This window comes from Glycomyces niveus (assembly GCF_017592475.1).
GTDB lineage: Bacteria > Actinomycetota > Actinomycetes > Mycobacteriales > Micromonosporaceae > Glycomyces > Glycomyces niveus.
Genome location: NZ_JAGFNP010000016.1, coordinates 26,161 through 48,970, shown reverse-complemented (window position 1 = coordinate 48,970; position 22,810 = coordinate 26,161). Strand labels below are relative to the sequence as shown.

Here is a 22,810-nt window from a genome sequence, read left to right as displayed (position 1 = left end):
GTTTCGTGCCTCCCGGACCCTCGCGTACCCACGGCCTGGCGAGTCTTGGTTAGGGTGTGGTCACGCCCGCCCGCGGAGGCGCCGAGGAGCGCCCCGCCCGCAAGTCCCCGTTCCCCCGAAGTCTCGTTAGGAACCACTGCATGGACGCCACCAACTCGGCGACGCTGATCACGTTCGTGGTCGTCGCGGTCGTCTTCATCGGCCTGCTGCTCATGATCATCCGGCTCTACCGGAAGGTCGCGCCGGGCCAGGCCCTGGTCGTGACGAAGCTGCGGACCCGCAAGGTCTCCTTCACCTCGGCGCTCGTCCTGCCGATCATCCACCGCGCCGAGTACATGGACATCTCGGTCAAGACCATCGAGATCAACCGCGCGGGCAAGGACGGCCTGATCTGCCAGGACAACATCCGCGCCGACATCTCGATCACGTTCTTCGTGCGCGTCAACGCCACCGTCGAGGACGTGCTCAACGTCGCCGGCGCGATCGGCACCAAGCGCGCCTCCGACCAGGAGACGCTGCAGGAGCTGTTCAACGCCAAGTTCGCCGAGGCGCTCAAGACCGTCGGCAAGCAGCTCGACTTCACCGACCTGTACACGAACCGCGACGAGTTCCGCGACCGCATCCTCAACGTCATCGGCACCGACCTCAACGGGTACTCCCTTGAGGACGCCGCGATCGACTACCTCGAGCAGACCCCGATGGACCAGCTCGACCCCAAGAACATCCTCGACGCGCAGGGCATCCGCAAGATCACCCAGCTCACCGCGATCGAAGCGGTGACCACCAACGAGCACCGCCGCACCGAGGAGAAGGAGATCAAGCGCCAGGACGTCGAGGCCCGCGAGGCCGTGCTCGAACTCGAGCGCCGCCAGACCGAGGCCGAGATCCGCCAGCAGCGCGAGATCGACACCCTGCGCGCCCGCGAGGCCGCCGAGACCCAGAAGGTCCAGGCCGAGGAGCGCCTCAAGAGCGAGACCGCGCGCATCAAGACCGAAGAGGCCACCGGCATCCAGCACGAGAACCGCCTGCGCGAGATCGCCGTCGCCGAGAAGAACCGCGAGCGCGTGATCGCCGTCGAGACCGAGCGGATCGAGAAGGACCGCATCCTCGAGGTCGTGGCCCGCGAGCGCGAGGAAGAGCTCGCCCGCATCGCCGCGAACAAGGAGCTCGAGGCGCAGAAGCGCGACATCGCCGACGTCATCCGCGAGCGCATCGCCGTCGAGAAGACCGTCGCCGAGCAGGAAGAGGGCATCAAGCGCCTGCGCGCCACCGAAGAGGCCGAGCGCGAGCGTCAGAAGGTCATCATTCTCGCCGAGGCCGAGGCCCAGGAGAACCTGGTCAAGGACATCAAGGCGGCCGAGGCCGCCGAGGTCGCCGCTAAGCACCTCGCCCGCCGGCGCCTCACCGAGGCCGAGGCGGCGCAGCAGGCCGCGGAGCTCGAAGCGCGCGCGAAGATCCGCCAGGCCGAAGGGGACCAGGCCATGGCGGCCGCCCCGGGTCTGGCCGCCGTCCAGGTCCGCGAGGCCGAGGCGGACGCGATCGAGAAGGGCGGTCTCGCCGAGGCGAAGGCCGCCGAGGCCAAGGGTCTCGCCGAAGCCGAGGCGTACGCCGCGATCGGCAAGGCCGAGGCGACCGCCACGGCCGCGAAGGGCCAGGCGGAAGCCGAGGCCCAGGCCGCGAAGGGCGCCGCCGAGGCGAACGCCCTGCGCGAGAAGCTGCTCGCCGAGTCCGCGGGTCTGACCGAGAAGGCCGTCGCGATGGACGCGCTGTCCGACGCGAGCCGTGGGCACGAGGAGTACCGCCTGCGCCTGGAGATGGAGAAGGAGCTGCGCGGCATGGAGATCGAGGCGCGCCGCTCGATCGCCGAGCAGCAGGCCGGGGTCATCTCTGCCGGGCTCAGCAACGCCGACATCTCGCTGGTCGGCGGCGACACCCAGTTCTTCGACCGGGTCGTCGGCGCGATCGGCTACGGCAAGGCCGTCGACGGTTTCGTGGCGCACTCCGATGTGGCGCAGAGCGTCGCGGCGTCGTGGTCGAACGGTTCGACGTCGTTCGCCGAGGACCTCAAGGGCGTCTTGTCGGGCGTCGGCAGCGAGGACGTCAAGAACCTGACCGTCTCGGCCGCCCTCGTCAAGCTCATGCAGGGCGGCGGCGACCACGACGTCCTCTCGGGCCTCCTCGGCAAGGCCAGGGAACTCGGCGTCGCCGAGAAGCCCGCCCTAGAGATCGCGAAGTAGACGCAACGGGCGCGGGCCTGCAGGCCCGCGCCCGACGACCCGCGAGCGATCGCCAGCGGGCCGCAGGCCCGCGCCCGCCCAGTCCGCCTCCCGCCCTGAGCCCAGGCCCGCAACCGAACATCACCAGAGGAACCCATGGCCGAAGAGACCGCTACCGGAACCGCTGCTGAAGGCGCCCAAGGCGCCGCTCTCGATGCCGGCACCTACGAGGTCCTCTCCACCCGCCTCGCCGACTTCGCCGACGAGCTCGCGGGTCGCGCCGAGGCGCTCAACACCGCCCGCACCGACGCCTTCGGCGCCACCGGCCTCACCCTCCTGGGCACCACCCGCATCCGCACCGCGAACAACTGCGTGCCCCGCGACATCGCCCGCGTCGGCGACCGGCTCCTCTTCGGCTACAACGTCCATATGGGACTCAAGTCCCAGACCGGCGTCGGCGACGTCTTCGCCCTCCACGACTTCCGACGCGACGGCGCCGAGTTCGCGTTCACCGAGGTCACCGAACCCGGGCACCTCCTCGACCAGCCTAAGTTCACCGCCGACTTCACCGAGATGTACCGGTACTACCGGTCCACCGAGCTCCTCCAGGTCCGCGAGGTCGACGGCCGCCTCCTCGCCGTCTTCAAGATCGGTGAGCAGCTCACCGACCAGCGCGTCATGCGCTGGCAGCTCGCCGCCGGCAAGGAACCGGCCTATATGGACGCCCGAGGCGAGGCGGACGCCGTCTGGCCCGAGCCCTACGACTTCGAGTGGACCCCGACCGGCCGCGAGCACCACGTCACCGGCCGCCACCCCCACGTCTCCATCGAAGACGAGATCTTCGTCGAGTGCATCAACGGCGACCTCACCGTCAAGATCGAGGACAACACGGACTCCGGCGAGGGCGTCTACACCGAGCCCGTCGCCGAGCCACTGCAGTCCCTCGCCGACGCCGACATCGCCTACGCCCGCATCGGCCCACTCATCCTGCTGAAGATCCTCCCCTACAAGGAGACCGTCACCCGGTACCTGATCTTCAACTCCCGCACCGGCACCATCGTCCGCGCCGACGCGATCGGCCAGGCCTGCCGCCGCCTCCCCGAGGACCACGGCCTCATCTTCCCCGGCGGCTACTACCTCAACGAAGGCAAGCTCAAGACCTTCGACCACGACGTCGCCGACCTCCGCTTCAAGCGCGTGATCCGCTCGCCCAACGGCGAAGACGTCCTCTACGTCTTCTACCACGAGGCCGAGGGCCGCTCACTCCTGTTGCCCTACAACGTCATCCGCAAGGAAGTGGCCGCGCCGATGAGCGTCCACGGCTACGCGGTCTTCGACGACGGCACCCTCGCGGCCTTCCGCTTCACCGGCGAGGAGGCCACCCGCGTCCACCCGATGCAGATCTGGTCGACCCCCTTCTGCAGCGAGGCCTACGCCGCCGCGACCGAAACCGGCGACACCCCGGTGCACCGCATCGGCAACGCCGAGGCCGTGCGCGCCGTCTCCGACGCGCTCTCGGTCGCCCGCATGGTCCGCGAGATGGAGCCGGCGCAGGCGGTCTTCGAAGCGCTCATCGCCGCCGCCACCCGCTGCCTCGACGACTACCCGTGGCTCGGCGACGAAGGCCTCCACGGCCTCGACGAGAGCCTCGCCAAGGTCCGCGACACCGCCGAGGCCGTCCTCGACGAGTACGCCACCGTCGCCGAGCTCACCGCCGAGGCCCGGAAGGCATTGGAGGAGGCCCAGACCGGCACCGTCAAGCTCCTGCGCCGCGCCCGCGGCGAGGCCCCCAAGTCCGCCGAGGACTGGGTCGCGCTCCTCGCCGAGCTGCGCGGCGCCGGCGGCCACCTCGTCACCCTCCGCGAGACCCGCTACATCGACCTCGCGGGGCTCGACGCGCTCGCCGCCGAGGTCACCGAGACGCTCGACGCCACTGGTAGACGCGCCGTCTCGTTCCTAGAGCGAGACGACGCGTTCACCGCCTACTTCGAGCAGGTCGCCGACCTCGAGCGCAAAGCCGAGGCCATCGCCTCCGTCGCCGAGTCCGACCCGCTCCTGGCCGACCTCGACGACCGGCAGCGCGGCCTCGAGACCCTCACCGAGGTCGTCGCGACCCTCGAGATCGGCGACGCCGTGGTGCGCACCGCGATCCTCGGCCGCGTCTCCGAGGTGCTCGCCGCCGTCAACCGCGCCCGCGCCACCCTCGCCGCGCGCCGCCGCGAACTCGCCGTGGGCGAGGGCAAAGCCGAGTTCGCGGCCGAGTTCGCGCTCCTCGGCCAGTCCGTCACGGCCGCCATCGCCGCCGCCGACACGCCCGCGGCCTGCGACGAGCAGCTGGGCCGCCTCCTGCTCACCGTCGAGAACCTCGAGACCCGCTTCGCGGACTTCGACGAGTTCCTGACCCAGCTGGGGGACAAGCGGACCGACGTCTACGAGGCGTTCTCCTCCCGCAAGCAGCACCTCCTCGACGAGGCCGCGCGCCGCGCCGAGCAGCTCGCGCAGTCGGCCGACCGCATCCTCGAGGCCGTGGCCCGACGAACCGCCACACTGTCCTCTCTGGATGAAGTGAACACCTACTTCGCCACGGACCCGATGGTGGAGCGCCTCCGCAAGGTCATCGCCGAGCTGCGCGGCCTCGACGACACCGTGCGCGCCGAGGAGATCGAGGGCCGCATCGCCGCCGCCCGCGCCGAGGCCGGCCGCGCGCTCAGCGACCGGCTCGACCTCTTCGACGGCGACGCCGTCAAGTTCGGCGAGCACCGCATCCCCGTCAACACCCAGCCGCTCGACCTCACCCTCGTGCCCTCCGGCGGCGCGCTCGCGTTCTCGCTCACCGGCACCGACTACCGCCATGTCGTCGACGACCCCGGCTTCGCCGACACGAAGCCATACTGGCACCAGTTCCTGCCCTCCGAGAGCAACGAGGTCTACCGGGCCGAGCACCTGGCCGCGGCCCTCCTCGCCGAGCACGGCCCCGCGAAGCTCCTCGCCGAGGACCTCCCGGCGTTCACCGCCGCCGCCGCGGCCGAACGCTACGACGAAGGGTACGAGCGCGGTGTCCACGACGCCGACGCCGCCGCGATCCTCGCCGAAGTGCTGCGCCTCTACGCCGCCTCGGGCCTGCTCCGCTACCGCTCCGCCGAGCGCGCCGCCGCCCAGCTGTACTGGGGCCACGGCATCCCGAAGGAGGAGCGGATCGCGATCCGCACCCAGGCCCGGTCGCTCGCGCGCGCCCGCGCCGTGTTCGGCCGCGCCGACGCCCTCGCCGACCTCGCCGCCGACCTCGGCGAGGCCGTCAACCACTACCTCAACAGCACGCTGCTGCCGCTCGAGGTCGACCCCGACCTCGCGGGGGAGTACCTCGCGGAGGAGCTGGCCGACCCCAGCGGCGGCTTCGCCGTCTCGCAGCGGGCGCGCTCGCTGCTCGCCGCGTTCGAACGCCAGGTCGGCCCGGGCGCCAAGGCGGACTTCGAATCCGACCTGCGCGCCCTCGAGAGCGACATGACCTCCAAATGGGAGCTCGCGGCCGTCTGGCTCGAGTCCTTTCTGCGCCAAGCCGAACCCGAGGGCTTCGACGAGGCGGACCTGCCCGAAGCGCTCGCGGTCATCCTGGCCGAAGTGGACGGATACGACGTCACCGCCGAGCTCTCCAGCCAGGTCACCGGCCTGCTCGGCACCCACCCGCGCGTCGAGTCCCGCGTGCTCCCGCTGCGCCTGGACGAGTTCCTGGCCCGCACCGGCCGCTTCCGCCGCACCGTGCTGCCCGGCTACCGCGCCTACCAGCGCCGCCGCGGCGAACTCATCGAAGGGCACCGCCGCGCGCTGCGCGTCGAGGAGTTCAAGCCCAAGACCATGGCCGGGTTCGTGCGCAACCAGCTCATCGACGACGTGTACCTGCCGCTCATCGGCTCGAACCTCGCCAAGCAGATCGGCGCCGGCTCGGGCGAGGGCCGCCGCACCGACCAGTCGGGCATGCTCATGCTCATCTCCCCGCCCGGCTACGGCAAGACCACCCTCATGGAGTACGTCGCCGACCGGCTCGGCATGCTCCTGGTCAAGGTCAACGGCCCCGCGCTCGGGCACGAGACCGTCTCGGTCGACCCGGAGGACGCGCCGAACGCGACCGCCCGCGCCGAGGTCGAGAAGATCAACTTCGCGCTCGAATGCGGCAACAACGTGCTGCTCTACCTCGACGACATCCAGCACACCAACCCCGAGCTGCTGCAGAAGTTCATCTCGCTGTGCGACGCGCAGCGCAAGATGGAGGGCGTCTGGAACGGCCGCACCCGCACCTACGACCTGCGCGGCAAGCGGTTCGCGGTGTGCATGGCCGGCAACCCGTACACCGAGGCCGGCCAGAAGTTCCGCATCCCGGACATGCTCGCCAACCGCGCCGACGTGTGGAACCTCGGCGACGTCCTCTCCGGCCGCGACCAGGTCTTCGCCCAGTCCTACATCGAGAACGCGCTCACCTCCAACAAGGTCACCGCGCCCCTCGCCGGACGCGAGCGCGCCGACACCGCCGTCCTCATCCGCCTCGCCTCCGGCGACCCGACCGCCGCGCCCGAGGCGCTGCGCCACCCGTACAGCGCAGGCGAGCTCGACCAGGTCCTGTCGGTGCTGCGCAAACTCGTGCGCATCCAGAAGACCGTGCTCGCCAACAACCTCGCTTACATCGCCTCCGCCGCGATGGACGACAGCGCGCGCACCGAGCCGCCGTTCCTCCTCCAGGGCTCCTACCGCAACATGAACCGGCTCGCCGAGCGCGTCGTCCCGGTCATGAACGACGACGAGCTCGAAGCGGTCATCGACGACCACTACGCGGGCGAGGCCCAGACCCTCGCCTCCGGCGCGGAGGCGAACCTCCTCAAACTCGCCGACCTCCGCGGCCGCCTCACCCCCGAGCGGGCCGCCCGCTGGGAGGCGGTGAAGGAGGCGTACCGCCGCGAGCAGACCCTCGGCGGCGCGAGCGACGATCCTATGTCGAGAGCGGTCGGCGCCATCACCTTGCTCTCCGACCGCGTGAAGGGCATCGAAACCGTCCTGCAACAAAGGAGTGGGATCGAACGGGAATAAGTCCTCTCCGCTGGCCCAGACCTCCCTTGCGACCCGGTACGCTCTTGAGCAAAAGCTTGGCGCGTAGCCCGCGTGTGCCCCTGCAGCCGCTAACCATCGAATAAGGGAGGTCCCCGTGCCGACGAAGACGGGAGACAAGATCAGGATCATCGTCTTGGGTACCGGCCCCGACGCCGAAACTGCCCGACTCATCGCCGAGTCCGACGCCGACGTCGCCCTCGCCAAACAGTTCACCAAGACCGTGACCCACCTGGTCGTCGACGACACCGTCAAGCCCACCGAAGCCCGCGTGAAGAAGGCCGAAGAGGCCGGCGTCCCGGTCCTCTCGGTCGACGAGTTCAAGGCGCTGCTGGTCGCGGGCGCCGAGGACGAGGTCGACGAGGTCGTCGAGGCCGAGCTCGAAGCCGCGCCCGCCGAGACGCCCGTCGCCGTGGTGGACACCGAGCCCGAACCGGAGCCCGAGCCCGCCGACGAGCCGGCCCACCCCGAGCCCGAGCGCGCGGACGAGCCGGCCGACGAGCCGAGCCACCCCGAGCCGGAGACCGCGTCCGAGGAGCCGGTCGAAGAGCCCGACCCGATCGCCGACCCCGAGCCCGAGGCCGCTGCGGAGCCCGAGGCCGCCGAGCCGAAGGCTGACGAGAAGCCCGAGCCGGTCGCCGAGGCGATCGACGAGCCCGAGGACGTCCCGGCCGATCCCGAGAAGACCGTCCCGTCCCAGGCGGAGGCGCCCGCCATCGAGACCGACGCGAAGGGCGGCGAGAAGTCCGCCAAGCCGTCCCTCCTCGACAAGATCAAGTCGATCTTCGGCCTCAGCGCCGCCAAGAAGTAACGCCCGCAAGCACCGCGAAGGCCCCGAACCGAACGGCTCGGGGCCTTCGCCGTAGCTTCGGCGCGCTTTGCGAGCGGTTCGCGGGCGCCACGTCCGCTATACGCCCTGGGCCGGTAGGCCCGGGGCTTTACGCTACGGGCGAAACGGATCGAGCCGTCCGCGGAAGTTGAGTCGGATACACTCAACTTCGGGTCGCTTCGGCAGCCGCGCCCGGGTGCGCCGACCGTCGAGCGCTTGAGGCCCGCACCTTGGACAGCATTCGTTCGACAGCGTAGAGGAGCACGGGAACCGTGGACGTCAACCGTCTGACCACCAAGAGCCGAGAAGTGATCTCCCAGGCCGCGCGCACGGCGGCCGCCGGAGGGAACCCCGCCGTCGAACCGTGGCACCTGCTCGACGCGCTCCTGACGGTCGACGGCTCCACCGCGCCCGGGCTCCTCCAGCTCGTCGGCGTCACCCCCGGCACCGTCTCCGCCGAGACCGAGCGCCGCATCGACGAGCTCCCCTCGGCCTCCGGGCCGTCCGTCTCCGAGCCCTCGATGGCCCGGGAGTCCTTGCGCGCCATCAACGCCGCGGACAAGATCGCGACCGACTACGGCGACGAGTACGTCTCCACCGAGCACCTCATCACCGGCCTCGCCCAGGCGGGCGGCGACGTCGGCACCTTCCTCACCGCGCAGGGCGCCACCGACAAGAAGCTCATCAGCGCCTTCCCGACCCTGCGCGGCGGCGACCGCAAGATCTCCTCCGCCGACCCCGAGCAGGGCTACAAGGCCCTCGAGAAGTACGGCGTCGACCTCACCGAGACCGCCCGTTCGGGCAAAGTGGACCCCGTGATCGGCCGCGACACTGAGATCCGCCGTGTCATCCAGGTCCTGTCGCGCCGCACTAAGAACAACCCGGTCCTCATCGGCGAGCCCGGCGTCGGCAAGACCGCGATCGTCGAAGGCCTCGCCCAGCGCATCGTCGCCGGGGACGTGCCGGAGTCGCTGCGCGACCGCCGCGTCATCCTCCTCGACCTCGCCAGCATGATCGCCGGCGCGCAGTACCGCGGCCAGTTCGAGGAGCGCTTCAAGTCCGTCATGGAGGAGATCAAATCCTCCGACGGCGAGATCATCCCGTTCATCGACGAGCTCCACACCATGGTCGGCGCCGGCAAGTCCGAGGGCTCCCTCGACGCGGGCAACATGCTCAAGCCCGCCCTCGCCCGCGGCGAGCTCCACATGATCGGCGCCACCACTCTCAACGAGTACCGCGAGCACATCGAGAAGGACGCCGCCCTGGAGCGCCGCTTCCAGCAGGTCTTCGTCGGCGAGCCGTCCGTCGAGGACACCGTCGCGATCCTCCGCGGCCTCAAGGAACGCTACGAGGTCCACCACGGCGTGCGCATCACCGACTCGGCTCTCGTGGCCGCCGCGCAGCTCTCCGACCGCTACCTGCAGGACCGCCGCCTCCCCGACAAGGCCATCGATCTCGTCGACGAGGCCGCCAGCCGCCTGCGCATCGAGATCGACTCGCGCCCTGAGGAGATCGACACCATCGAGCGCGCCGTGCGCCGCCTCGAGATCGAGGAGACCGCCCTCCAGAACGAGAAGGACGACCCGGCCTCCGCCGACCGCCTCGCGTCCCTCCAGCGCGAACTCGCCGACGAACGCGAGAAGCTCGCCGCACTCTCTCGCCAGTGGGAGTCCGAGAAGGGCCGCATCGGCAAGGTCTCCGAACTCAAAGAAGAACTCGACGACCTCAAGACCCAGGCCGAACGCGCCGAACGCGAATACGACCTCGAGAAGGCCGCCCAGCTGCGCTACGGCCGCATCCCCGAAATCGAGCAGCAGCTCGCCGACGCCGAAGCCGAACTCGCCAGCGCCGACACCGACCCCGCGCACCAGCCGATGCTCAAGGAGGAGATCGACGCCGACGAGATCGCCGACGTCGTCTCCGCCTGGACCGGCATCCCCGCTGGCCGCCTCCAGGAGTCCGAGACGCACAAGCTCCTCCACGCCGAGGAGGTCCTGGGCGAACGCGTCGTCGGCCAGCTCGAAGCGGTCACTGTCGTCTCCGACGCCCTGCGCCGCGCCCGCGCCGGCCTCTCCGACCCGAACCGGCCCACCGGCTCGTTCATCTTCGCCGGGCCGACCGGCGTCGGCAAGACCGAGCTCGCAAAAGCGCTGGCGGAGTTCATGTTCGACGACGACCGCGCGATGATCCGCATTGACATGGGCGAGTACACCGAGCAGCACTCGGTGGCCCGCCTCATCGGCGCCCCGCCCGGTTACGTCGGGTACGAGGAAGGCGGCCAGCTCACCGAGCCGGTGCGCCGCCGCCCCTACTCGGTGGTCCTCCTCGATGAGGTCGAGAAGGCGCACCCGCGGGTCTTCGACACGCTCCTGCAGGTCCTGGACGACGGCCGCCTCACGGACGGCCAGGGTCGCACGGTCGACTTCCGCAACGTCATCCTCATCATGACCTCGAACCTCGGCTCCTCGGCCCTGGTCGACCCGCTGCTCGAGGAGACCGCGAAGCGCGACCAGGTACTGGCTGCGATCCGCACCCACTTCAAGCCGGAGTTCCTCAACCGCCTGGACGACATCGTCATCTTCCACGCGCTCGAGCACGACCACCTGAAGGCGATCGTCGAAGTCCAGTTGCGCTTCCTCGAGCACCGCATGGAGACCCGCCGCCTCAAGCTCGCCGTCAACGACGCCGCGAAATCGTGGCTCGCCGACCGCGGCTTCGACCCGGTCTACGGCGCCCGCCCCCTCCGCCGCCTCATCCAGTCCTCCATCGGCGACCCGCTCTCCCGGGAACTCCTGGAAGGCAAGATCATCGACGGCGACACCGTCGAAGTCGGCGTGAGCGACCAAGGCGACAAACTCACCGTCACCAAAGCCTGATCGAACTCCCGGCAGGGACCGCGTCACGCGGTCCCTGCCCGTATCGGCTGAACCACGCTCCGCACTCCGCGGCACTACGCTGTGGGCATCCCTCATGCCCACAACTGAGTTGATCCTTGCGCTAGTGGTCGCCGCGTACCTGATCTGCTGGCACCTCTGCCTGGTTTTTCCCGCCATGTTGTGGGCCCGTGCCAAAAGCACCGAGCCGCTGCCGCCGAAGTACAGTTCCGACGGCATCGCCGAGTTGGCGGTCTTGGCGGTCGCGCCCCCGGGCGAAGGAGACGCCCGATAACGGTGACCGTCCGAGTAGACCGCACCCTGAGCCTTCGAGCGGTCGTCGCCGCGGTGCTCCGCCGCCAGGTGCTCCCCACGATCTCGGGAGGGAAGCGACAGTGGTCGATCATGATCGAATGCGTCCCGGTGGCCGTGGTGACACAGACCTGGGAGCACCCGCGCTGGTGGCCGCCGGTCGACTGGATCGGCGACCCAGAGGAGCCGTTCCCCGCAGACGACACCCTGCGCATGCGGATCGAACAGGGAACCTCCGCATGAGCCGCGCGATTCGCCGGATTGGGCCGCTGGTGTTCTGGCAGTAAGTCGTGTGCCTTGCCATCCTGTCGCTCTCCAGGTTTTCCTGCTCATATGCATGGTGAGCGGTCTGCTCGCCCTGTTGCAATCGTTGAGCATGGTCGAAGCCGCCGGCATGGCGAGCGGTCTCCTGGCCTACCTGCTCGGATGGCATCCTTCCGCTGATGATGTGGGTCAAGGACAGAGCCACCGAGCGGCCCCTCCCGCCAAAGCGCGGTGACATGGCTCCGGGCATCTCCGAGTCCTGGATCGTGCCCCCGACGAGGAGGATGCCCGATCACCGTGGTGGTTCGGACCGAAGGAATCCGGAGCCTGGAGGAAGTTGTGGTGGCGGTGCTGGGCCGCCCGGCGCTCCCCGCGATCACGGGAGGGAAGCGGCGCTGGTCGATCGTCGTTGACGGTGCCGCAGTGGGAGAGCTGACCCAGTCATGGCAACATCCGCGCTGGTGGCCGCCCATCGATTGGAGTGCGAGCCCTTCGTCGCTGTTCAAGGGCGACCGCGTGGTGTTCCGACTCGTTGACATCGAAGAGGCCTGAAAGACCGGTGGCGCCACCGCGAAGCGGTCGCTCGACGTCGTCGGTCACGGCAGCACCTCTGAGCCAGAGCATCAGCTGGGATTGGTCCTCGCAGGCGCGGAGCTTCCGTTGAAGTCGCTCAGGCACCTTGAACACGCGCGGAAAGCGGTGGTCTCGGATCTCGGGCTCGGGTCTGCTCCCTTCGCTGAGTGGTGGTGCGTCCGCTGCGGGCATGGGGGCATGGCAGCCTTGCGGGCACGATGCTGATGGTGTCGCCATAGACGTGGACGAGGGACGGCCGGGCCAGGTCTTCTAATGCCTGGTCTGGTGCCCGTCCTTGAACGCTGGCGGGTCTGGCTATTGGTCGAAGCGGCCTCCGTGTGAGGCGCTTCCGTCCGGTTGGGGTGATCCCAACAGGGAAACCGTCCACCCAATCACGGCCCATCGGGGCGCGGACAGCTGCGGTCCGGTAGCACGGAGGTGAGATCGGACGCCCCCGGATCGGGGGAGGGAACCCCAGCTCGCGGGGTCGTCGCCTCGGAAATGGTTGGTTTGCCGGATCGGCCAGAGGCTTGTCGTAGTCTGCTTGCACCTACTCGACACCTGTACCAATTCCCTATCCCTGTACGTATTTCAAGTATCCCCTGTGCAGGCATCCTCTGTCATCACCCGCAGGTGTACAAGTCCCTCACGTTTCCGGCCTGAACCCACTGTGCGCCAAGAGAAATGGTCGAGTCCAGCCCCGCGCTCGGGCGTGTCCCCGCCCCGCCCCGCCCCGCCCCGCCCCGCCCCGCCCCGCCCGAGACCCGCCAACCGACCCATGTCCTTCTCTCAGTTCTTCGTCGCTGATTGCTCTAACCGCAAGCCACCGTGACAGTGACCCGGAGATGTCTGCCGGTTCACCGAGGACCCGTCCGACACACCCGAATGGCGCGGCTCCCGTGTCGTTCCGGTCACCCGTCCGCTCACCACACCCACGACCTGCTCACTTATCGTGGCCACCCGGTGCGTCCGTCCCTACCATTGCCTCAGTGACGAATGCCCCGGCCCGCGCGAAGGCCCTCCGCCTCGGCTCCCTTGACCCCCTCGACCTCGTCAGCCTCGGCATCCTCGCCGCCGGGCTCGTCTCCTGGGCTACCGGAGCGCTCCCCAACGGCGACGCCCTCGACAGTCTCGCCCGCGTCGCGCCGCTCATCCTCTTCCTCGGCACCGTCATGGCCATGGTCGCGATCGTCCAGGCCTCCCAGCTCTTCGACATCGCCGCACTCGGCCTCGCCCGCTTCGCGCGCGGCAGCCACGCCGCCCTCTTCGCCGCCTGCGTCCTCCTCGCCGCCGCCACCACCGCGTTCCTCAACCTCGACACCACGATCGTCCTGCTCACCCCTGTCATGCTCGCGCTCGCCGCCGTCACCCGCGCCCCGGCGCTCGCGCTCGCGATGACCACGGTGTGGCTCGCGAACACCGCGAGCCTGCTCCTGCCCGTCTCGAACCTGACGAACCTCCTCGCCGCCGACCGCATCGGCCTCGGCCCGCTCGACTTCGCCGCCCGCATGTGGGCCCCGCAGCTCGCGGTGCTCGCCGCCACCGCCGCGTGCCTCTGGATCGGGTTCTGGCGCAGGCGCCACCGTGAACGCGACCGCTACCTCGTCCCGGCCGGGCGGCCGCACATCGAGGACCGGCGCCTCTTCTGGACGGCGGCAGCGGTGTGCGCGGGCTTCGTGCTCGCGGTCGTCGCCGACGTCCCGATCCAGCTCGTCTCCACCGCCGCGGCCGCCGTGCTCATCGGCTACTGCCTCGTGCGCCGCCGCCACCTCCTCACCGCCGAACTCCTCCCGTGGCGGCTCATCGCGCTCACCGCCGGACTGTTCCTGCTGGTCCCCACCGTCATGCGCCACGGCGGTGACACGCTCGTCGCCGCGCTCGCCGGGGGCGGCGAGGGCGACGCGGGCATGTTCCAGGCCGGGCTCACCGCGGCCGGGCTCTCGAACCTGGTCAACAACCTGCCCGCGTACGCGGCCGTCGAGTCGGTGATCCCGGCCGGCCGGGAGGACGCGCTCCTCGCGGTGCTCATCGGCGCGAACGTCGGCCCGCTGATCCTGCCGTGGGCGTCCATGGCCACGCTGCTGTGGTTCGACCTCGTCTCCGGCCGCAGGCCCGGCGTGCCCGAAAACCAGCTGCTCCGCGTCCCGATCGGCAGGTTCACGGCGATGGGGGCGCTGCTGGCGGTGACGGGCACGCTCGTCGGCCTCGCCGTCCTCGTCTGGCTCTAGGCCGCGTTCAGGAATGAGGGATTCAGTCCAGAAGGATGGACCGTGGCCTCGGAGTGGACGGCGAGCTTGTCGTTCCGGGTCGCGACGGTGCGGTAACCGACCGGACCCGAGTAGGCCGGCTCGATGTCGGTGCACACGAAAGCGACTCCTGACGGAGCGCCTCAAGAAGACGCCGCCGCGCGTTCGGCGGCACTGCTGAGGACGCAGAACTCGTTCCCCTCGGGGTCCGCGAGCACCGCCCATCCGGTGCCGTCGGCGTTCCGTCGATCGTGGACGAGAGCGGCGCCGAGCCCGAGCAGCCGCTCGACCTCTTCCTCGCGCGTGGTCTTCGGACGCAGGCACAGGTGCAGTCGGTTCTTGGCGGTCTTGGGCTCCGAGACCTGGTTGAAGAAGATCGCCGGGCCGCCCGGCAGCATCACTTCCGTCTCCTCGTCACCGGGCTTGTCCTCCGGGTGCAGGGGACGGTCGAACACCTTGCTCCAGAACTGCGCCAGCTCGTAGGCGTTCGCGCAGTCGATCGCGACGTTCTGCAGTTCAGAGACCATGTCTGCGAGTCTGCCGCAGCCCCCCACCCGGCCGCTACCGGATTACGGCCGGAGGGCGAACTCGCCGGCGCTCCCTCGCGACCGTCCACATCACCGCCGTCGCCACCGGCTCCTCCGGAGCGCGACCGGGCTTCGGCACGCAAGTGCACTATGGAATGAAATTTCGCGGTTTCCCGATATAAACCGACACTGTTGGTCATAGTGCTCACATGGCCGTTCCCGAAACACCGGGCCTCACGCGCCGCTCCGTCCTCACCGGAGCGGCCGCCCTCCTCGCCGCCGGCACCGCCGGCCTCGCCGTCCCTGCTCCCGCCCGCGCCGCGGGCCTGACGCAGATCCGCGCCGCCGCCGCGGGCTGGACCGGCCGCGACGGCGAAGTCCTCGTGCTCACCGCCGATTCCGCGACCGAAGAGGACTACGCCCTCCGGCTGCTCCACGGCACCGAGCCCGCCGAGCTCGGACCGCCATTGCCACTGTCGCTCCCACTCGACTTCCACCCGCACTCGATGGCCGCGCTCGGCGACACCCTCTGGATCACCGGCGCCGCCGAACTCGCGCCCGACCGGGCCCGGCCCGCACTCGTCCGCGTCCGCGACAACACAGCCGCCTACGCCGCGCTGCCCGTGCCGAAGACGATCCGCTCAGGCATCGCCACCGCCATCGCGCCGGTCGGCCCCCGCGGCCTCGCCGTCGTCATCGAAGGCGGCCCCGACCCGCACCTGGCCGTCATCACCCGCGCCCACCTCGCCCGCACCGCCGACGGCGGCCGCACCTGGACCGACCGGACGCTCGCCGACGGCCTCGGCGAGGGCTACGGCACCGTCCTCACCGCCCACGGCACCGGCCTGTTCATCGCCACCGCCAACGGCCAAGGGACGCAGACGATCCGCACCGCCGCCGGCCGCAGTGCGCCCACCCGGGCCGCCGAGACCGCCGAAGCCGGACGCCCGATGGCCGCCGTAGCGGCCGCCGACCACGTCAGCGTCTTCTCCGACCACCACGGCACCGTCACCGAAACCCGGTACACACCGACCGGATCGCTCCTCGAAGCCGCACCTTCGTGCGCGTGCCGGGGCGAGGTCCTGGCCGTCCCGGGCCGGCCCGGCGCCTGGCTCGAGACCGACGGCCGGACCATCCGCATCCGAGGCGCGAACTGACCCCAGCAGGAGGACCGATGCCCTTTCCCAGCAGCAGCAAAGCATTCGCGCGCTCGAACTGCGACCTGCCCGACATCACCCGCGACTGGATCCACCAGCGCGAGCTCAAGACCCGCTACCGCACCGACTACGACCGCGACGGCTTCGGCGTCCACCCGAACGTCACCTCCTTCACCATGCACGAAGAGGCGCACACCAAAGCGGGCCTGGTCATCCGGGACCTCCACAACCTCGGCGTCGACTACGCCCGCACCGACATCCCCTGGTCCTACCAGTGGACCGGCCTCGCCGGCGCGAAGGTCTGCAAGCCCGGCTACCACCGCTACGGCGCCGCCATCGACTTCACCCGCTTCGACTGGGGCTCAGGGCATTTCGTCGACACCGCCGTCCACGGCAAGTCGAAGCGACTCACCTTCCGCCGCCGCTACCTGGCCGTGATCGCCACCTGCCGCAAGCACTTCGGGACCGTCCTCCACTGCAACCACGACCCCGACGGCTCCCACTGGAACCACATCCACGCCGACCGCGGCCGCCTGGCCGTCGCCGCCAACTGGGAATACCAGTCCGACACGAGCATCATCCAATGGGCCGCCAGGGATCTCGCGGGCGTCAAGGACCTGGCGGTCGACGGCGACTTCGGTCCCAAGACCAGGCGCGCCTACAAAGTCCTCCGCGAGCAGCTCGGCACCGGCGACATCGACCCCTGCGCATCAGGCGACAACTTCCGCGTCTGGCTCAACCTCATCGGCCGCCACGGCATCGCCGACCTCGACGCCGGAGCATTCCGGGCCGACGCCGCCATGACCCGGACCGCCGCAAGCGACTGACCTAAGGAGCCCGCCTTGGATCCGCACCGCAGCAGGAAGCCCCTGGCCGTCGTCACCGTGCTCGCGCTGGCGGGCACGGCCGCCGCCTGCGACATCGACACCGTCTCCAGCGACGGCAGTGCCGAGGGCGCGTTCTACGCCCTCGGCGACGACCACCGGCTCTACCGCTGGGAGCCGGCCGCCGAGGCCGACCCCGAGGCCGTGCTCGACCTCAGCGGCGTCTGGGACGGCGAGGGCGACGTGGGCACCGTGCTGCGCTCGTCCCTCAGCGTCGACCCGACCGGCAGCCGCGCCGCCTGGGTCGACGGGGCGAGCCCGGAGGCGTCACTCCGCTTCGGGGACTTGGCGACCGGCGAGATCACCACCGCCGTCGAATACCCCGTCGACCATGCCTGCCTCGACCCGGCCTGGCTCCCCGACGGCTCCGCGATCCTCGCCCACCGCGCATCCGTATGGGGCGCCAGCAGCGACCAGGACACCGACGACATCCCGTTCCCGGTCGAGTCCTGGGGCGAGACGGAGTGGTACTCGCCGGAGGCCGGCCGCCTGCCGACCACTATGGACCTCAAGACTCCGGGCTGCCGGATGCGCTGGTACACCGCCGAGGACGGCTCCGCACAGGCGCTCTACCACGACCTCGAACTCGACGAGCTCTACCGCGTCGACGCGAACGGGGCAGTGCTGGAGACGATCCCGGTCGCGGACCTCGAAGGCGCCGAACCGGCCACCATCGGCCTCGTCAACGTCGACCCGGCCGGCCGCTACGCCTGCGTCGTCGACGGCTACGAGCTCGAAGGCGCCGCCAAGGGCGGCTTCACGATCCGCGCCGAGTCGGGAACGAGCGTCGTCGACCTCGCCTCGGGCGAGGCCGTCGGACCCGCCGACGACGGCTGCACGACGCTCCACGCCGACGGCTACGTCTCCCGCGAGGGCCCCGCGCTCGAGTTCATCGAATACGGCGGCGAAAGCACCTGGACCGCCGAACTCCCCGCGGCGATCGCCGAATCGCCGGTCCTTTACTTCATCCCCGAGGGGGGTGTGAACGGGACGGCATAGGATCGCGGGCGTGAACCGCGTCCTGGGCATCCGCCGCCACCCGCTCAAATCGGCCGCCGCCGAACACGTCGACGAAGCCTTCATCGGCAAGCACGGCCTCGACGGCGACCGCACCTGGACCTGCCTCGACGCCGACGGCACCATCGGCAGCGCCAAGCAGCCGCGCCTGTGGGAAAGGCTCCTCGCCGTGGGCGCCGCCTACGAAGCAGGCGAGGTCACCATCACGACTCCTGGCGGAACTCGGGCCCTTGCCGGCACCGCGGAAGCCGACGAGGCGATCACAACCTGGATGGGCCGCCGAGTCAGTCTCACCCGCCGACCACCGAGTCAGCTCAAACGGCACCACTGGTGGCCGGACGAGCCCGGCATGATCCCCGACTGGGCCGCCGACAAGGAGCCCGGCGGAGACGACGTCGTCGCCGCCCGCCACGACGCCGAGGGCGGCCGCTTCTTCGACTACGGCGCCGTCCACCTCGTCACCACCGGCGCCCTCGAACGCCTCAGCGCCGAGCACGGCAGCGACGTCGACCCGGCCCGCTTCCGCCCCAACCTCATCCTGGACCTCCCCGCCGACCCCATACCGGGACAACGCATCTCGATCGGTCCCGACGTCGTCCTCGAAGTCGCGATCCCGACCCCGCGCTGCGTCATCCCGTCCCTCGCCCACGGCGACGCCCCCGCCGACCGCGCCCTCCTCAAGACCCTCGCCACCCACCATCGCATCGACGTCCCGGCCTTCGGCCGGGCCACCTGCTTCGGCTTCTACGCCGAAATCCGAGCCGTAGGCACCGTCGCCAAGGGCGACGAAGTAACCGTCACCGAACAGTGAACGGCCCCGTCCAGCGCACTGCGGCAGACGGGCCGTTCACTATGAAGCACTAGTTGTAGGCAGTGGTGTAGTACCGCGCCTTGTAGAACTCCGCACCACTCCGAGTCCGGTCGGCCGACTGCGAGAACACGACAGTCGGTGAACCCCAGTCGCGCGAGCCGGCGTTGTCGCCGCGCACGTAGAAGTGTTCGCCGGTGCTCATCTTGACGTACGCCTTGATGCGCGTCGTCGTGTGCAGGGTGGTCTTCGCAAGCGTCCCCTTGTCGATCGAGTAGACGCCGTACGAGTCCGACACCAGCAGCTTCGCCTTGTTCGAGAAGTCCGGCTGCAGGTCGTGCCCGAGCCCCGAGAGCGCGACCTTCTTGCTCGACGCATTGAGGCGCACGTTCCGGTACGTGCCCGACACCGTGTACGCCTGCACGACCTTGTTGCCGCAGGCCCACAGCAGGCTGTTGTCCGGGTCCCACACGACCCCGTGCGCGCCCGCGAGCGAAACGGTCTGCACCTTGGCGAGTGTGGAAGGATCCGAAACGGCCGTCGGCCCGTACACGGTCAAGAACCCGTCGGAGGAAGCCGCGACGAAAGCCCCGACATTCGGAATCCGCTCCAACGCATGCGGATTGCCACCAGGTGTAGCGCTCCACAGCACATCATTGAGCTCCTGATCCTTCTCGTCGGTGATGTTCCAGATCCCGACCTTCCCTCCCGACGCCGCCGCCAGCCCGATCGCCCCGAACTGCGCCGTGTCCCGGATCCGGCAGTCCGACAGGTTCGACCACCCGCCCGTGCCGGGGCTCCAGCTCTTGTACCGGTTGGCGTCGCTGAACGCCGCGTTCTTGTCGAACACCATGACCTTGTTCTGGACCTGCTCGGTCACCATCACCTTGAAGTTCGCCGTGTCCGCCGCCGCAACGCCGACCCCGACCGCCCCGGCCACCGCCAACGGCGCCCCGATCGCCACCGCTCGCAATAGGTTCCGTCGTCTCATCTGCTGCTCCTCGTGGGGGGTATGAAGCCATCCGAACCCGATCCGGGACCCGGACCACCCAACAGTGTGCGACACCCGAACCAGTCCAAACCCCCACGCCCCGAACGTTGCCGCCTGGCCCAAAACTCCTTGCCGCGCAATGCCCTTCCGTGGCAGCATCCGCCGCATGACCCCGCCCCGCCAGATCCGCGCCCGCTACGACGCCGACACGATCACCGTCTACCAGGCCTACGACCCCGCCATCGCCGAACCCGCGCTCGCAGCCCAGACCTTCGTCCCGCCCTTCAAACGCGCCCGCATGACCTGGGTCAAGCCCTCATTCCTCTGGATGATGTACCGCTCAGGCTGGGCCGCCAAGCCCGGCCAGACCCGCGTCCTCGCCCTCTCCATCACCCGTGCCGGCTTCGAATGGGCCCTCACCCACGCCTGCGGCAGCACCCCCGCCCCCGGCGAAATCCACGACACCTGGCAGACCCGCCTCGCGAACGCCCCCGTCCGCATCCAATGGGACCCCGAACGCGACCTCCACCTCAACCGCCTCGAGCACCGCTCCATCCAGATCGGCCTGGCCCCGGAAGCCGTCGACCACTACGTGACCACCTGGATCACCAAGATCGAAGACGCCACGCTCCTCGCCCACCAAATCGCCACCCACCTCAATACCGGCGACACCGAAGCAGCCCGCGCACTCCTTCCCGAAGAACGCCCCTACCCCCTCGACGAACTCCTCGCCCGCCACATCAACGCCAGCGCCTGATCGATCACCCACAATGGTCGCCGAACGGGACCTCGAAGACACAAAAGAGCCGGATCCGCAGATCCGGCTCTTCGCTATGGTGCGCCGCGAGGGATTCGAACCCCCAACCTTCTGATCCGTAGTCAGATGCTCTATCCGTTGAGCTAGCGGCGCATTTTGGCGACTTGATCGCTTCGATCAGGCCGGGGATAACCTTACCTGGGCCGAAATCGGATCTGCAACCGGGTATGCGGATGTGCGCTGGGTCATCAGGACGGACGTCAGCAGTTGTCGAGGACCGTCTTCGCCAGGGCGCGCCAGGCGGCGGGCAGGGCCTCGGCGCGCTCGGGGAGCGGAGCGGTCGCGGCCGCCCAGACCGCCGCCTCGGCTTCGGGGACCTCGTCGCCCAGGACGTAGCGCTCGACGAAGGCCGCGCGGTGCTCGTGGCCGGGGAAGAAGTACCCGCCCGCCGCGAACAGCGCCACGTAGGCGCGGTGCAGGCCCTCAGTGAGGGTCTCGGAGAGCTCCCACGGGTCCGAGGCGTCACCCAGGCGCTTCGCGATCACCTCGACCTCGCCGGCGACCGCCTCACGGGACGCGTCGGCCAAGGCCTGCGGGAACTCGGTCGCCTCCGCGCGGGCCCTCGAGCCCAGCTCCGAGTCGTCGGCCAAGAGCGTGCCCTCGGCGAAACGGGAGATGACGTGCAGCGCCTCGTCGCCCGGGTAGCGCCAGCCCTCGCCGCGGTCCAGGGCCTCCAGGTGGGCTTGGAAGCGCGCGACCGTGAGGTGCACGGCCTCGGCGCTGGCGTCGGCGGGGACCGCGTCGGTCTCCCACACGCAGACCAGCTCCGCCTCCTCCCCGAAACCGGACAGGGCGGGGCCGTGCGCATATGCGAACGCCAGGCGCTCGTCGTCGTTGATCTCGGCGAGGACGTCGGTGGAGAGCCGCAGGACCGCGTGGGGAAGGGACATGCCGCAATTGTGGCCGTTGTTCGCAACCGCGTCCACCCGCCGAACGGCGTGCGGGCGAGGTGATTCGGGCCATGCGCCGCCACGGCCGAAACACGGGGATCGGCGGAGCCCTCATGTCGCATGTGGCGGTTAGCATGTGCAGATGGCAACACCCACCGGCCAGAACGGCACGGATCTCGAGCCGGGCGCGGTCGCCGCCTGGCGCGCCTACTCGCAGCGCCTCTGGGGCGAGCGATTCGCCACCCCGATGGACGCGTTCAGGCACCTCGGCGCGGTCCAGTCCCAGGAGTACCAGCCCTCGAAGCTCACCCCCGCGATGCGCACCCGGCCCGACGCCGAGGGGCTGCCGTACGCGGCCGTCGACTCGATCGACGCCCTCATCGACAAGGGCGCGGTCGTCCGCACCCACGTCCTGCGAACCACCTGGCACACCGTCCCCATCGAGGACGTGCGGATGATGCTCGCCGCCGGCGGCGACCGCGTCCTCAACCTCATGGGCACGAACAACCGCGCCTGGGGACTCGACGACAGGACCCTCGACCGTTGTGCCGAAGTGCTCGCCGCGGCCACCGCGGGCGGGCAGCACCTGACGCGCGAAGAGGCCGCGGAGGCGCTGGCCGCGGCCGGGATCGCGGACCCGACGAGCACGCGGCTGATCCACATGCTCATGCACGCGGAGCTGAAGTCGGCGATCTGCTCGGGCACCCCCAAGGGCGGCAAGCAGACGTACGCGAACTTCGACGAGCGCGTCCCGGCCGGCGCGATCGAGCAGGACGAGGCGATCCGGGCGCTCGCGGAGCGGTTCTTCACCTCGCGCGGGCCGGCGACGCTCAAGGACTTCACGCGCTGGGCGACGCTGAAGGTCGCCGACGCGAAGGCCGCGCTGGACGGGCTCGGGCTGAAGGAGCTGCGGGTCGGCGACCGGGTGCTCTACTACTCGCAGGAGCCGCCGGCGGCGCGTGATGGCGGGCCGGTGGTGGACTTCGTGCAGGGCTTCGACGAGATGCTGTGCGCGTACACGGACTCCAAGGAGTTCGTGATGCACCATTCGGTGCCGCGCACGCGCTTCCCGGGCCGGGCGCGGTACTCGGCGGTGATCCTGCTCGACGGGCAGGTGATCGGCAGTTGGAAGGCGACGCCGAAGAAGGAGTCCGTGCTCATCGAGACGTGGCGGGTCCGGGGCTTCACGGCCGCCGAGATCGCGGCGCTGCGCCGCGGCGCGGACCGGTTGCGCGCCTGGTACGGCAAGCCGGAGATGGAGCTCGTCCTCGACCACGAGGCCTGAGCCCGGCCTGCCGCTCGGCGCCGCGCG

General features: G+C 70.1%; 18 protein-coding genes and 1 tRNA gene. 14 read left to right on the top strand and 5 right to left on the bottom strand.

The genetic code is table 11. The annotated features are described in order from the left end of the window. Positions 1–140: 140 nt before the first annotated feature. The 8 genes from J5V16_RS22310 (at position 141) to J5V16_RS22275 (ending at position 14,389) form a co-directional block, all read left to right on the top strand. Positions 141–2,237, top strand: a complete 2,097-nt coding sequence (locus J5V16_RS22310; RefSeq protein ID WP_208499217.1) for an SPFH domain-containing protein — start codon at positions 141–143, stop codon at positions 2,235–2,237. A 135-nt stretch (positions 2,238–2,372) separates the two neighbouring features. Next, positions 2,373–7,292, top strand: a complete 4,920-nt coding sequence (locus J5V16_RS22305; RefSeq protein ID WP_208499215.1) for a DNA repair ATPase — start codon at positions 2,373–2,375, stop codon at positions 7,290–7,292. 115 nt (positions 7,293–7,407) lie between these two features. Beyond that, positions 7,408–8,121, top strand: a complete 714-nt coding sequence (locus tag J5V16_RS22300) for a BRCT domain-containing protein (protein ID WP_208499213.1) — start codon at positions 7,408–7,410, stop codon at positions 8,119–8,121. Positions 8,122–8,411: 290 nt separating this feature from the next. Continuing rightward, a complete protein-coding gene (clpB, locus tag J5V16_RS22295) occupies positions 8,412–11,015 on the top strand; it encodes an ATP-dependent chaperone ClpB (protein ID WP_208499211.1) in 2,604 nt (867 codons plus the stop codon). 124 nt (positions 11,016–11,139) lie between these two features. After that, positions 11,140–11,307, top strand: a complete 168-nt coding sequence (locus tag J5V16_RS22290; protein ID WP_208499209.1) for a hypothetical protein — start codon at positions 11,140–11,142, stop codon at positions 11,305–11,307. 2 nt (positions 11,308–11,309) lie between these two features. After that, positions 11,310–11,567, top strand: coding sequence for a hypothetical protein (locus J5V16_RS22285; protein WP_208499207.1), 258 nt, complete (start codon positions 11,310–11,312; stop codon positions 11,565–11,567). Positions 11,568–11,885: 318 nt separating this feature from the next. After that, entirely contained in the window at positions 11,886–12,140 is a 255-nt protein-coding gene (locus tag J5V16_RS22280; protein WP_208499204.1) for a hypothetical protein, read from the top strand. Between the two features lie 1,010 nt (positions 12,141–13,150). Next, positions 13,151–14,389 (top strand): ArsB/NhaD family transporter, encoded by a 1,239-nt coding sequence (locus J5V16_RS22275; protein WP_208499202.1) that lies wholly within the window; start codon positions 13,151–13,153, stop codon positions 14,387–14,389. Here J5V16_RS22275 and J5V16_RS22270 read toward each other — a convergent pair. Together J5V16_RS22270 and J5V16_RS22265 are read right to left on the bottom strand one after the other, a co-directional pair. Continuing rightward, positions 14,386–14,526, bottom strand: coding sequence for a hypothetical protein (locus J5V16_RS22270; RefSeq protein WP_208499201.1), 141 nt, complete (start codon positions 14,524–14,526; stop codon positions 14,386–14,388). The two genes, J5V16_RS22275 and J5V16_RS22270, sit on opposite strands and share 4 nt — an antisense overlap. Before the next feature lie 24 nt (positions 14,527–14,550). Continuing rightward, positions 14,551–14,934, bottom strand: a complete 384-nt coding sequence (locus tag J5V16_RS22265) for a VOC family protein (protein ID WP_208499199.1) — start codon at positions 14,932–14,934, stop codon at positions 14,551–14,553. Positions 14,935–15,143: 209 nt separating this feature from the next. Here J5V16_RS22265 and J5V16_RS22260 point away from each other — a divergent pair, with 209 nt between their 5' ends. Genes J5V16_RS22260 through J5V16_RS22245 form a run of 4 tightly spaced genes read left to right on the top strand, consistent with a single transcriptional unit; the run spans position 15,144 to position 18,803 of the window. Beyond that, the gene (locus tag J5V16_RS22260) at positions 15,144–16,091 is read left to right on the top strand and encodes a hypothetical protein (RefSeq protein ID WP_208499197.1); all 948 of its coding nucleotides are present in this window, start codon (positions 15,144–15,146) and stop codon (positions 16,089–16,091) included. A 17-nt stretch (positions 16,092–16,108) separates the two neighbouring features. Further along, positions 16,109–16,918 carry a hypothetical protein gene (locus tag J5V16_RS22255; protein ID WP_208499195.1) on the top strand — a complete coding sequence of 270 codons (810 nt, stop codon included), beginning with the start codon at positions 16,109–16,111 and terminating at the stop codon, positions 16,916–16,918. 15 nt (positions 16,919–16,933) lie between these two features. Then, positions 16,934–17,974 carry a hypothetical protein gene (locus J5V16_RS22250; RefSeq protein WP_208499193.1) on the top strand — a complete coding sequence of 347 codons (1,041 nt, stop codon included), beginning with the start codon at positions 16,934–16,936 and terminating at the stop codon, positions 17,972–17,974. 10 nt (positions 17,975–17,984) lie between these two features. Next, on the top strand, positions 17,985–18,803 hold the full coding sequence (locus J5V16_RS22245) for an MOSC domain-containing protein (RefSeq protein WP_208499191.1): 819 nt from the start codon (positions 17,985–17,987) through the stop codon (positions 18,801–18,803). A 49-nt stretch (positions 18,804–18,852) separates the two neighbouring features. On the opposite strand, the gene J5V16_RS22240 is transcribed toward J5V16_RS22245, so the two are convergent. Then, positions 18,853–19,764, bottom strand: coding sequence for a DUF6528 family protein (locus J5V16_RS22240; protein WP_208499190.1), 912 nt, complete (start codon positions 19,762–19,764; stop codon positions 18,853–18,855). A gap of 193 nt (positions 19,765–19,957) precedes the next feature. On the opposite strand from J5V16_RS22240, the gene J5V16_RS22235 reads away from it, so the two are divergent. Further along, on the top strand, positions 19,958–20,548 hold the full coding sequence (locus tag J5V16_RS22235) for a DUF4291 domain-containing protein (RefSeq protein WP_243901571.1): 591 nt from the start codon (positions 19,958–19,960) through the stop codon (positions 20,546–20,548). 77 nt (positions 20,549–20,625) lie between these two features. Here J5V16_RS22235 and J5V16_RS22230 read toward each other — a convergent pair. Beyond that, positions 20,626–20,701, bottom strand: a tRNA-Arg gene (locus J5V16_RS22230). Between the two features lie 107 nt (positions 20,702–20,808). Next, complete coding sequence (locus tag J5V16_RS22225; RefSeq protein WP_208499186.1) at positions 20,809–21,498, bottom strand: hypothetical protein; 690 nt, start codon at positions 21,496–21,498, stop codon at positions 20,809–20,811. Positions 21,499–21,640: 142 nt separating this feature from the next. Between J5V16_RS22225 and J5V16_RS22220 the strand changes: the two genes are divergently transcribed. Continuing rightward, a complete protein-coding gene (locus J5V16_RS22220; protein ID WP_208499184.1) occupies positions 21,641–22,783 on the top strand; it encodes a winged helix DNA-binding domain-containing protein in 1,143 nt (380 codons plus the stop codon). Positions 22,784–22,810: the final 27 nt, after the last annotated feature.